An 11,742-nucleotide genomic window follows, 5' to 3' on the forward strand; every position below is an offset into this window, starting at 1 on the left:
GGGCGCTTCGGGTGTCGCGATATGCGACGTCGGGCGCCGCCCGGAACGGCAAATGATCAGAACGACTTCGGTCGAATGCTTACCTGTCGGCCAGCCGACATACAGGTGGGCTCCGCCGGCCTAGCGTGCCGATCGACCGACGCGATGTTCCGGAGGATTGGCGCGATGCTCTCCCAGACGACGATCGATCCGCTGGCGGTCGCGTGGATCGGCGCGATCTTCCTGTTCTTCGGCGAGGTCGGTGCGCTGGTGAGCCTGCCGCGCCTGACCCGCACGATCCTGGTCTCGACCGTGGCCGAGATCGGCTACGTGCTGATCGGCCTCGGGCTCGGCGGGCCGGCCGGCGAGGCGGGCGCCTGGATGCACATCGGCAACCAGATCGTGATGCGCGGCCTCGTCGTGGTGGTCGGCTGGTATCTGATCCGTCGCACGCGCTCGTCCTGCCTCGACGATCTGCGCGGCACCGGCCACCGCATGCCGGCGATGGCGACCGTGTTCGCCTTCGGCATCTTCTCGGTGATGGGCCTGTCGCCGTTCAAGGGCTCGTTCTCCAAGTTCCTGATCCTCTATGCCGCGATCGAGCAGGGCCACTGGATGCTCGCGGCGGTCGGCACGCTCGCCACCATGGTGGCGGCGACCTACTACATGCTCGTCGTGCAGCGCGTCTGCCTCGAGCGACCGGTCCGGCAGGTGACGCTCGCCGCCGCGCCGCGGATCGCCGTTCCCCTCGCCGCGCTTCTGACGGTCGCGACCGTCGCGATCAGCCTGTGGCCGGAGCCGGTCCTGCACGCCGCCGAGGCCCTCGCCCATATCGGCGACGGCGCCGCCGTGCCGGTGTTCGAGAGCCCGTGGTCGGTGCTGGTGCTGGTGCCCTATGTGGGCGGCTTCGTGGTGTGGGGACTCGGGCGCCTCTCGACCCGGGCGCGCGACGCGGCGGCGGTGGTCATCGCGGCCGCGACCGTGGTGCTGGTGGCGGTCGACGCCGACCTCGACCCGGCCTCGCGGCTGTTCGCGCTGCTGTTCGCCGGCATCGCCTTCCTGATGGTGGTCTACTCGGTCGACTACATGGCGCGCTCCGAATGGAGCAACCGCTACTACTTCTTCGCCCTGCTGATGACCGGCTCGCTGATCGGCGTCGCCACGTCGCACGAGTTCGGCAACTTCTACCTGTTCTGGGAGCTGATGACCTGGACGTCGTACTTCCTGGTCGTCCACGAGCAGACCCCGAAGGCGCTGCGCGCCGGCCTCGTCTACTTCCTGATGTGCGCGTCCGGCGCCTATGTGATGCACTTCGGCATCCTGCTGGTGCATGCGCAGATCGGCTCCTTCGCCTTCGCGGATCTCGTCGCGCGGGCCGGCTCGCTCGCCCCGGCGGCGGGGCAGGCGGCGGCGGCCTGCTTCTTCGTCGCCTTCGCGGTGAAGACCGGCCTCGTGCCGCTGCATGCGTGGCTACCGCTCGCCCACCCCCAGGCGCCGTCGTCGGTCTCCGGGCCGCTGTCCGGCATCCTCACCAAGGCCGGCCTGTTCGGCATGCTGAAGGTGCTTTGGCTGGTGTTCGGGGCGACGGCGATCTCGCGGGTCAGCCCGGTCGGGTTCGACGTGGTGCTGATGGTGCTCGGCGCCGCGACGCTCGCCTACGGCGAAATCCGCGCGCTGCTCGAGGGCGAGCTCAAGCGCATGCTCGCCTGGTCGACCCTGGCGCAGATCGGCGAGATCGCCGCCGTGCTCGGCATCGGCACCACCCTCGCCGCCGACGCCGCACTGCTCCACGTCACCAATCACGCGGTGATGAAGACCCTGCTGTTCTACGCCGCCGGCGCGTTCCTGCTGCGCACCGGCCTGCGCCGGATCGAGGATCTCGCCGGGCTCGGCCGCCGCATGCCGTTCACGGCCGGGGCGTATGCGCTCGCCTCCTTCGCCATCATCGGCCTGCCGCCGTTCTCCGGCTTCACCTCCAAGTTCCTGATGGTCTACGCGGCGGCGAGCGCCGGCCGGATCGAGATCGCCGCGCTCATGCTGCTCGGCGGCGTGGTCGGCCTCGTCTACTACCTGCGGGTCGTCCGGGTTCTGTTCTTCGAGCCCTACACGGGCGACGCCGCGGTACGCGAGGCGCCGGCCAGCATGCTGGTCGCCATCGGCGTGCTGGCCGTAGCCATCGTGCTCGGCGGTCTGGTGCCCGGCGTCCAGCTCGCGCTGGTCGCCGAGGTCGGCGCCGAGCTCGCCGCCCGCAACGGTCTCGCCCCCGCCGTGCTGCCCGATCTGGTCATCGCCTGGCCGGCCGGCGCCGTGATCGCGATGGTCGGGGCAGGGGCCGTGTGGCTGGTCGGCCGCCGCTCGGTCGCCTGGGCGGGCGGGCTCGCGGTCGCCGTCCTGGTCGCCGCCGCGGTGGGCGTCGCCGCCGAGCCCGGCCGCTACGATCTGCTGTCGTTCTGCTTCGCCCTGCTGATCGCCGGCGTCGGTGCCCTCAACATGCTGCACGCCACCGCCTACATGGCGCACGGCCATGCCCAGCCGCGCTTCTACGCCGCGGTCCTGGTGATGATCGCCGGTCTGATCGGCATGACGGCGGCCACGGACGTGTACGGCTTCTTCGCCTTCTGGGAGCTGATGAGCAGCTGGGCCCTGTGGGCCGCGATCATCCACGAGGAGGCTCCGGCGGCGCGCCGCGAGGGCTTCAAGTACGTGCTGTTCAACACGGTCGGGGCGAGCTTCATGTTCCTGGGCTTCGCCCTGCTCACGGCCCGTACCGGCAGCTTCGACCTCGCCGGCATCGGCGCCGCGCTGCCCGGCCTGCCGGTCGCCGCCTTCGGACCCGCCGTGGTGCTGATCCTGCTCGGCATGGTGATGAAGGCGGCGCAGCTGCCGTTGCGGATCGACTGGCAGATGCATCCGGCGCTCGCGCCGACCCCGGTCAGCGGCTACATCTCGGCCGTGCTGCTCAAGAGCGGCCCGTGGGGCGTGCTCAAGCTGACCGTTCTGTTCGGCGGCGCCGCGATGCTCGGCCGCATCGGCGGCACTGTCCACGGGCAGCCGGTGATCATGCAGGCGATCGCCGTGATCGCCGGCCTCACCATCGTGTATGCCGGCGCCATGGCGATGGTGCAGAACGGCATCAAGCTGCTGCTGATCTACTCGACCGTCTGCCAGCTCGGCTACGTTCTGCTCGGGGTCGCGCTCGGCACGCCGCTCGGCGTCGCCGGCGGGCTGATGCACTTCGTCAACCACATGCTGCTCAAGGACACGCTGTTCCTGGTCGCCGGGGCCGTGATGGTGGCGAGCCACGCCACCATGCTGGACGAGCTCGGCGGGCTGGGCCGGCGCATGCCGTTCACCTTCGGCATGTTCCTGGTCGCCGGGCTGTCGCTCGCCGGCATCCCGCCGCTCGCCGGCTTCTCGTCGAAGTGGGTGATCTTCCAGGCGTGCTTCCAGTCGGGCCACTGGCTGCTCGGGTCGGCCGCCATGGTGTCGAGCCTGTTCACGCTCGCCGCCGTGCTGAAGTTCGCGCATGCCGCCTTCATGGGGGCGCCGACCGCCAAGGCGCTGGAGGCCCGCGAGGCGCCGCTCGCGATGCTGATCCCGATAGCGGTGCTCACCGGCGCCAGCCTGGTGGTCGGCGTCGTTCCCGGCCTGCTGCTGGTGCCGATCGCCGCCATCCAGGCCGAGCTCGGCATGGTGCCGATCGCCGCCAGCCTGGTCGGGCCGCTGCCGGGCGCGGAGGCGTGGAGCCCCGGGCTCGTCTCGGTGCTGGTGCTGATCCTGGCCGCCGTGCTGCTGCCCTGGCTGCGGCTCGGCCATCGCGCCGGGGTGGTGCGCACCCACGTGCACGAATGCGGCGTCGGCGACCTCCTGCCGGAGGCGACGCGGGTCGGCGCCGCCAGCCTGTTCGAGACGCCGGACGCGGCGGTGAGAGCACTGTTCGCGCCGCGCCGGACCCGCGGCGGCGACCGCGCCTGAGGAGCCCGCCATGCCGACCGAACTCGTCGTCCTCGTCTCCGTCCTGGTGTTTCCCGGAGGACTGTTCGCCTTCGCGCTTGGCCTGGCGCTCAAGGGCGTCGATCGCCGCGTCGCGGCGCGGTTGCAGGGCCGCGTCGGGCCGCCGCTGCTGCAGCCGGCCTTCGACCTGGTCAAGCTCGGGTTCAAGCGTACCATGGTGCCGGACACGGCAGTACCGGGCGTGTTCCTGGCGGCGCCGCTGATCGGGGTCGTGGCGATGGCGCTCGCCGTCGCGCTGGTGCCGATCGCCGGGGTCTATATGCCCGACCCGCGGCTCGGCAACCTGCTGGTGCTGCTCTATCTGCTGTCGGTGCCGGGCATCGCCCTGATGATCGCCGGCTCGGCCTCGGGCTCGCCGTTCGGCGCCGTCGGCTTTTCGCGCGAGATGGCGCTGATGCTCGCCTACGAGGCGACCATCGTGCTGGTGGTCGCCGCGGTCGGGCTGCGCACCGGCCACGCCGAGGGGCAGGTCGTCACCTTCTCGCTCGCCGAGATCGTCCGTCACCAGCAGGAGCACGGCGCCTATCTGCTCGATCCGGTGATGTGGCCGGCGGTCGCCGCTTTCCTGTTCTTCTATCCGGCTAATCTTGGGATCGTGCCGTTCGACATCCCGGAGGCCGAGACCGAGATCCTGGAAGGCCCGCTGCTCGAGTACTCGGGCCCGGCGCTGGCGCTGTTCAAGGTGATGTCGGCGCTCAAGACCGTGGTGGTGCTGTCGCTCGGCATCGCGCTGTTCTGTCCGGTGGCGCCGGACGGGATCGCCGGCTTCGCCGTCTGGCTCGCGATGATGCTCGGCCTGCTGGTGGTCGGGATCAGCGCGGTGCGTGTCTCGATCGGCCGCATGCGCATCGACCAGGCCTTCTCGTTCTTCCTGAAGTGGCCGCTGCTGCTCGCCGCCGCGAGCCTCACGGTCGTCGTGGTGGTGTGACGGAGGCGGAGATGCTGCTCGCCCGGAACCTCAAGCGCATCGCCGCGCGGTCGCCCTGGCTCTACCGGATCAACAGCGGCTCGTGCAACGGCTGCGACGTCGAGCTCGCCACCACGGCGTGCATCCCCCGCTACGACGTCGAGCGGCTCGGCTGCCAGTACTGCGGCTCGCCGCGCCACGCCGACATCGTGCTGATCACCGGTCCGTTGAACCGCCACGTGAAGGACGCGGTGCTGCGCCTGTGGGAGGAGATCCCGGAGCCGAAGGTGACGGTGGCGGTCGGCGTCTGCCCGATCTCCGGAGGCATCTTCCGCGAGAGCTACGCCGTCTGCGCCCCGGTCGACCAGTACCTGCCGGTCGACGTCAACGTGCCGGGCTGCCCGCCGCGGCCGCAGGCGATCATCGAAGGCGTCGCCAAGGCGATCGAGATCTGGCGCGCGCGGCTGTGAGGAGAAACCCATGAACGTCCTGTCGCTTCTCGGCCGCAACCTGACCCAGGGCCCGTACACGGAGCCGTTCCCGTTCGGCCCGGCGCCGACCGCCAAGCGCTTCCGCGGCCGCGTCACCTTCGATGCGGCGACCTGCGAGGGCTGCAAGATCTGCGAGCGCGTCTGCCCGGCGGGCGCCATCAGGTTCAGCAAGGCCAAGGACGGACTCGCCTTCGCGGTGTGGCACAACAGCTGCGTCTTCTGCGGCAACTGCGAGTTCCACTGTCCGACCGGCTCGGTCCACCAGACCACCGACTGGCATCTCGCCCACGAGCAGGCCCGCAAATACGCGATGGTCGAGTTCGGGCTGATCCCCAACCAGACCTGCAGCGAGTGCGGTGCCACGGCGCTCGCCACCGCGCCGTCGCTGCGCGGCATCGCGCCGCCGCTGTCCGCCGAGGAGGCCGTGACGCTCAAGTCGCTGTGCCCGAAGTGCCGCGCCAGGTTCCTCAAGGCTCGGAGGGCGAAGCCGTGAGCCGCATTCCCGACGACATCGAGACCCGGCTGCGCGAGGCGGCGCCGCGCGGCGTCGACTACGCGTCGAGCACCGATCCGCATGGCGTCACCGTCGCCTGGGCCGGGCTGGCCGACCGCGAGGAACTGCTGTCGGTCGCCCAACTCCTGCACGGACTCGGCGCCCGCCTGTCGATGATCTCGGCCTCGCAGCCGCCGGCCCCCGAGGACGAGGAGGAGGACGACGACGGGGAGGCGGAGGAGGGGGCCGAGGCGGCCGCGGAGGAGGCGCCCGCGCCGGTGAGCTTCGGCGGCACGCCGCTCGACGGCACCTCCTACGAGCTCGCCTATCACTTCGACCTCGGCGGCGACACCCTCACCGTGGTCGCCTACCTGCCGGCCGGCGGCTCGGTCGCCTCGCTGACGCCGCTGTTCCGCACCGCCGACTGGAACGAGCGCGAGCTGATGGAGTGCTACGCCGTCACGGTGCGCAACCACCCGGATCCGCGCCGCCTGTTTCTCGACGCGTCGATCGACCCCGCCGTGCTGGAGCGGCTGATCCCGTTCTCGACGCTGGTCAACGCCGCCTCGACCAAGGGGCTGTGGGAGAAGATCATGACCGGACACGCGGGTGCCGCATGAGCACCGTTCCCGAGACCTACACGATTCCCGTCGGGCCCCTGCACGTCGCGCTCGAGGAGCCGATGTACTTCCGGATCGACGTGCACGGCGAGACCGTCACGCATGTCGACATCAACGCGGGGCACGTCCATCGCGGCATCGAGTACCTGACTACCAAACGGACGATGCTGCAGAACGTAGTGCTCACCGAGCGAATCTGCTCGCTGTGCTCCAACAGCCATCCGGAGACCTTCGCGATGGCGGCCGAGCAGATCGCCGGCATCGCGATCCCCGAGCGTGCCGCGATGCTGCGCGTCGTCGCCGCCGAGGTGAAGCGGATCGCCTCCAACCTCTTCAACGTCGCGCTGCTCGCCCATCTGGTCGGCTACGAGACGCTGTTCATGCACGTCATGCAGGTGCGCGAGATCGCCCAGGACATCAAGGAGACGGTGTTCGGCAACCGCATGGATCTCGGCGCCATCTGCATCGGCGGCGTGCGTTACGACCTCGACGAGGAGACGACCGGCTTCCTGGTCGCCGCGCTCGACCGGCTGGTTCCCGAGATCGAGGCGATCGTCGCCACCTACCGGACCAACGGCTCGATTCTCGGCCGCACCCGCGACGTCGGCGTGCTCACCCGCGAGCAGGGGCTGGCCTGCGGTGTCGTCGGCCCGGTCGCCCGCGCCTCGGGCATCGCCTACGACGTGCGCGCGGTCGCGCCTTACGCGGCCTACGACCGGCTGCCGCTCGAGGTCCACGTGCTGACCGACGGCGACGTCTGGTCGCGCGCCATGATCCGGCTCGCCGAGGCGTTGACCGCGATCGACCTGATCCGCGCCTGCCTGCGCGACCTGCCGGACGGGCCGACGCGCCTCGCCGAGACCCCCGACATCCCGCCCGGCCGGGCTATCGCCAAGAGCGAGGCGCCGCGCGGCGAGCTCATCTACTACCTCAAGACCAACGACAACCCGCAGCCCGAGCGGGTCAAGTGGCGCGTGCCGACCTTCATGAACTGGGACGCGCTGCGCTTCATGCTGGCCGACGCCAAGATCGCCGACATCGCCATCATCGTGAACAGCATCGATCCCTGCGTGTCCTGCACGGAGCGCTGAAGACCCCGTCGCCGCCGCCGCCACGTCGGGCGGCGCCGGGCTCGTACAGAAGGAGACCAGACATGGCCCACATGATCATCACCGACACCTGCACGGCCTGCGGAAGCTGCGAGGACGTCTGCCCCAACAAGGCGATCAGCCACAAGGGCAAGGTGTTCACCATCAATCCGAAGAAGTGCAAGGACTGCGTCGGCTCCTTCGACGCGCCGCAGTGCGTCGACGTCTGCCAGTCCGGCTCCTGCGTCCCGGTCGCCGCCTGACCGGCCGTGCCGTCGCGCCCTCCGTGGGCGCGACCCGCGGCCGGACGGCATCCGGCGGGACAACCTCGGCGAAAGGAGCAGGCCGTGGACATCTACGAGGAGCTGATCCGGGAGCGCGAGGAGGGGCGGCCGTGCGCCCTGGCCACGATCGTCAACGTGGTCGGGTCGATTCCGTCCTACGCGTCGGCCAAGATGCTCGTCCGCGAGAACGGAACGATCGTCGGCACCGTCGGCGGCGGCCCGGCCGAGGCCGAGGTGATCGTGGCGGCCCGCGAGGTGATCGCGACCGGCCGCCCGCAGATGCTGTCGTTCAGGCTGCACGACAATCCCGAGATGGACAGCGGGATGGTGTGCGGCGGCAGCCTCGACGTGTTCGTCGAGGCGATCCGGCCGGCGCCGATTCTCTATCTGTTCGGTGCCGGCCATGTCGGCGTCGTGACGGCACGGGCGGCACGCCTCGCCGGGCTCGAGGTGGTGGTCGTCGACGACCGCACCGAGTTCGCGAGCGCCGAGCGGTTCCCCAATGCGCAGGCGATCCATGTCGGCGAGTTCGAGGCGGTGATGGCCCGCCTGTCGCCGAACCGCCGGTCGCTGATCTTCATCGCGACGCGCTGTCACGAGATCGACGGCCGGGTGCTGCGCTGGGCCGTCGCGACCCCGGCCGAGTATGTCGGCATGATCGGCTCCAGGCGCAAGGTGGCGACGGTGTTCGAGAGGCTGGTCGCCGAGGGCCTCCCGCCCGAGCAGCTCGAGCGGGTCCACGCGCCGGTCGGGCTCGATATCGGCGCCGACACCCCGGAGGAGATCGCCATCTCGGTCGTCGCCGAGATGGTAGCGCACATCAGGGGCGCGGCGGCCGCCCGCCCGCTGATGCGCAACATGACCGGGCCCGTCGACCGGGTCGTCCGCAAGACGCCGGCGAGCGGGTCCGGGAAAGACCGCACGGCTGCCTGAGGAGGCTCCGTGCGCACCATCGTCCCAGGAAAGGCAGAGATGCTGCCGATCTCGACAGGAGTGGAGACGTGAAGAGACGAACGCTGAACGTGAACGGCGTCGAACGCTGGCTCGTCGTCGACGACGACGCCACGCTGGCCGACGTCCTGCGCGAAAAGATGCTTCTCACAGGCTGCAAGGTCTGCTGCGAGGACGGACAGTGCGGCGCCTGCACGGTCGTCATCGACGGCAAGCCGATCCGCGCCTGCACGACGCCGATGCACAAGGTGTCGCCGAGCGCGCGGATCACCACCATCGAGGGCATCGGCACGCCCGAGAACCTGCATCCCCTGCAGATCGCCTGGATGGCGCACGGCGGCGCCCAGTGCGGCGTCTGCACGCCCGGCTTCATCATGTCGGCCAAGGTGCTGCTCGACACCAACACGAGCCCGACCCGCGAGCAGGTGCGGGCGTGGTTCAATCGCAACCGCAACCTGTGTCGCTGCACCGGGTACAAGCCGCTGATCGACGCCGTCATGGACGCCGCCGCGATCATGCGCGGCGAGAAGCGCGCCGAGGACGTGCTCGACAAGCCGAAGGAGGACGGCTCGATCCTCGGCACCCGGTACATCCGCCCGTCGGCGGTCGCCAAGGTCACCGGCACCTGGGACTTCGGCGCCGATCTGGCGCTGCGCATGCCGGAGGGCACGCTGCGCCTGGCGCTCGTCCAGGCCAAGGTGTCGCACGCGCTCATCAAGGGCATCGATACGTCGGAAGCCGAGACGATGCCGGGCGTCGAGAAGGTCATCACCTGGAAGGACGTCGCCGGCAAGAACGCCATAACCGGCCTGATCACCTTCCCGACCAACAAGGGCGACGGCTGGGACCGCCCGATCCTCTGCAAGGAGAAGGTGTTCCAGTTCGGCGACGCGATCGCCATCGTGGCCGCCGACACGGTCGAGCACGCCCGCGCCGCGGCCGACAAGGTGAAGGTGGACCTCGAGGTGCTGCCGGCCTACATGTCGGGCTTCGCAGCGCTCGCGCCCGACGCCATCGAGATACATCCGGGCGTTCCCAACGCCTATTACGAGCAGGGCGTCGTCAAGGGACAGGACACCAGGCCGTTCTTCGACAGCGCCGCGGCCAGCGTCGACATCACCACCTATTGCAGCCGTCAGCCGCACCTGCATCTCGAGCCGGACTGCGGCGAGGCGTTCGTCGACGACGACGGGGTCCTCACCATCCTATCGAAGTCGATCGGCGTGCACCTGCACCACGCGATGATCTGCCCGGGCCTCGGTCTCCCGCCCGAGAAGCTGCGTCTGATCCAGAACCCGACCGGCGGGACCTTCGGCTACAAGTTCTCGCCGACCATGGAGGCGCTGCTCGGCGTCGCCGCGCTCGCCACCGGCAAGCCGGTGTCGCTGGTCTACGACCAGTACCAGAACATCACCTACACGGGTAAGCGCTCGCCGGCGAACATCAACATCCGGCTCGCCTGCGACCACGACGGCAAGCTCACCGCGATGGAGACCGACTGGTGGCTCGACCACGGTCCGTACTCCGAGTTCGGCGACCTCGTCACCCTGCGTCAGGCGCAGTTCACCGGTGCCGGCTATCATCTCGAGAACATCCGCGGCCGCGGACGCACCGTCGCCACCAATCACGCCTGGGGCTCGGCGTTCCGCGCCTACGGCTCGCCCCAGTCCTTCCTCGCCTCGGAGATCGCCATCGACATCCTGGCCGAGAAGATGGGCGAGGATCCGTTCGAGTTCCGCTACAAGAACCTCTACAACGAGACCTCGACCACCCCGACCGGCCAGAAGCCCGAGGTGCTGGTGCTGCCCCAGCTCTTCGACATGATCCGGCCGAAATACTACGAGGCGAAGCGGCGCTGCGCCGAGTTCAACGCCGCCAACACCGAGAAGAAGCGCGGCGTCGGCGTGTCGCTCGGCATCTACGGCTGCGGCCTCGACGGGCCGGACAGCTCGGAGGCCCGGGTCGAGATGACGCCGACCGGCTTCGTCGTCCACTCCGGCTGGGAGGATCACGGCCAGGGCGCCGATCTCTCCGCCCAGACCATGGCGCACGAGGTGCTGCGCGTCACCGGCGTCAGGCCGGAGGACGTCAAGCTGGTGATGGCCGACACCTTCGGCCCGAACGGCGGCCCGGCCGGCGGCAGCCGCTCCAACGTCTTCTGCGGCAACGCCATCCGGGTCTCCGCCGAGATGATGCTGAAGGCGATGACCAAGCCGGACGGGACCTACAGGACCTACAAGGAGATGGTGGCCGAGAACATCCCGCTCGCCTACGACGGCAAGTGGGTCGCGGCGGCGTGCACGGACTGCTCGGCCGACACGGCGCAGGGCAATCCGTTCCCCATCTACATGTACGAGGTGTTCCTGCCCGAGGTCGAGGTCGATCTCGAGACCGGCGAGGCCAAGGTGGTGAAGTTCACGACGTCGGTCGACGTCGGCACGATCATCAACAAGGCCACGGTGGACGGCCAGATCTACGGCGGCCTCGCCCAGGGCATCGGCCTCGCGCTGACCGAGGACTTCGAGGATCTGGAGCTGCACACCACGCTGCGCGACTGCGGCATCCCGTATCCGAAGGACGTCCCCGACGACATCGAGATCCTCTATCTCGAGACGAAGCGGCCGGACGGCCCGTTCGGTGCGGCCGGCGTCGGCGAGGCGCCGCTGACGGCGCCGCATCCGGCGATCCTCAACGCCGTCTACAACGCCTGCGGGGTGCGGATCTTCCGCGTCCCGGCGCTGCCCGACGCCATCAAGGCGGGCCTCGACGCGCTCGCCGGCGAGACGTCGCGCAAGAACCTGGAACCGGCCTGACGTCGCCCGGTTCCACCGCGTCCCCCGTCCGCCCGGCCGCGGGCGGGGGGCGCAAGTCCGGGGGATCGAGCGTCCCTCTCGTGTCGATCCCCCATCTCTCGC

The 11,742-nt window shown here is 69.9% G+C and carries 9 protein-coding genes; all 9 read left to right on the top strand.

Translation table 11 applies throughout. The features are described from left to right. The first annotated feature begins 144 nt into the window (after positions 1-144). The 9 genes from J2S22_RS01900 to J2S22_RS01940 all read left to right on the top strand — a co-directional run bounded on the left by J2S22_RS01900 (position 145) and on the right by J2S22_RS01940 (position 11,640). Positions 145-3,954: a proton-conducting transporter transmembrane domain-containing protein gene (locus J2S22_RS01900; protein WP_272776057.1), complete on the top strand. Its 3,810-nt coding sequence runs from the start codon at positions 145-147 to the stop codon at positions 3,952-3,954. A gap of 10 nt (positions 3,955-3,964) precedes the next feature. Continuing rightward, positions 3,965-4,921 (top strand): respiratory chain complex I subunit 1 family protein, encoded by a 957-nt coding sequence (locus J2S22_RS01905; protein ID WP_272776058.1) that lies wholly within the window; start codon positions 3,965-3,967, stop codon positions 4,919-4,921. Between the two features lie 11 nt (positions 4,922-4,932). After that, positions 4,933-5,370 (top strand): NADH-quinone oxidoreductase subunit B family protein, encoded by a 438-nt coding sequence (locus J2S22_RS01910; RefSeq protein ID WP_272776059.1) that lies wholly within the window; start codon positions 4,933-4,935, stop codon positions 5,368-5,370. 10 nt (positions 5,371-5,380) lie between these two features. Then, a complete protein-coding gene (locus J2S22_RS01915) occupies positions 5,381-5,884 on the top strand; it encodes a 4Fe-4S dicluster domain-containing protein (protein ID WP_272776060.1) in 504 nt (167 codons plus the stop codon). After that, on the top strand, positions 5,881-6,504 hold the full coding sequence (locus J2S22_RS01920) for an NADH-quinone oxidoreductase subunit C (protein WP_272776061.1): 624 nt from the start codon (positions 5,881-5,883) through the stop codon (positions 6,502-6,504). The genes J2S22_RS01915 and J2S22_RS01920 overlap by 4 nt, the downstream gene beginning before the upstream one ends. Beyond that, a complete protein-coding gene (locus J2S22_RS01925; protein WP_272776062.1) occupies positions 6,501-7,595 on the top strand; it encodes a hydrogenase large subunit in 1,095 nt (364 codons plus the stop codon). The genes J2S22_RS01920 and J2S22_RS01925 overlap by 4 nt, the downstream gene beginning before the upstream one ends. A 62-nt stretch (positions 7,596-7,657) precedes the next feature. Continuing rightward, positions 7,658-7,855 carry a 4Fe-4S binding protein gene (locus tag J2S22_RS01930; RefSeq protein ID WP_272776063.1) on the top strand — a complete coding sequence of 66 codons (198 nt, stop codon included), beginning with the start codon at positions 7,658-7,660 and terminating at the stop codon, positions 7,853-7,855. Between the two features lie 84 nt (positions 7,856-7,939). Further along, positions 7,940-8,809: an XdhC family protein gene (locus J2S22_RS01935; RefSeq protein WP_272776064.1), complete on the top strand. Its 870-nt coding sequence runs from the start codon at positions 7,940-7,942 to the stop codon at positions 8,807-8,809. 68 nt (positions 8,810-8,877) lie between these two features. Further along, on the top strand, positions 8,878-11,640 hold the full coding sequence (locus tag J2S22_RS01940; RefSeq protein WP_272776065.1) for a molybdopterin-dependent aldehyde oxidoreductase: 2,763 nt from the start codon (positions 8,878-8,880) through the stop codon (positions 11,638-11,640). Positions 11,641-11,742 lie beyond the last annotated feature (102 nt).

Source organism: Rhodoplanes tepidamans (genome assembly GCF_030813915.1).
Taxonomy (GTDB): Bacteria; Pseudomonadota; Alphaproteobacteria; order Rhizobiales; family Xanthobacteraceae; genus Rhodoplanes; species Rhodoplanes tepidamans.

Excerpts from the sequence above, each read along its gene's own strand:
- J2S22_RS01915 (WP_272776060.1), top strand. The coding sequence starts at position 5,381 with ATGAACGTCCTGTCGCTTCTCGGCCGCAACCTGACCCAGGGCCCGTAC.
- J2S22_RS01930 (WP_272776063.1), top strand. The coding sequence starts at position 7,658 with ATGGCCCACATGATCATCACCGACACCTGCACGGCCTGCGGAAGCTGC.
- J2S22_RS01925 (WP_272776062.1), top strand. The coding sequence starts at position 6,501 with ATGAGCACCGTTCCCGAGACCTACACGATTCCCGTCGGGCCCCTGCAC.
- J2S22_RS01910 (WP_272776059.1), top strand. The coding sequence starts at position 4,933 with ATGCTGCTCGCCCGGAACCTCAAGCGCATCGCCGCGCGGTCGCCCTGG.
- J2S22_RS01905 (WP_272776058.1), top strand. The coding sequence starts at position 3,965 with ATGCCGACCGAACTCGTCGTCCTCGTCTCCGTCCTGGTGTTTCCCGGA.
- J2S22_RS01900 (WP_272776057.1), top strand. The coding sequence starts at position 145 with ATGTTCCGGAGGATTGGCGCGATGCTCTCCCAGACGACGATCGATCCG.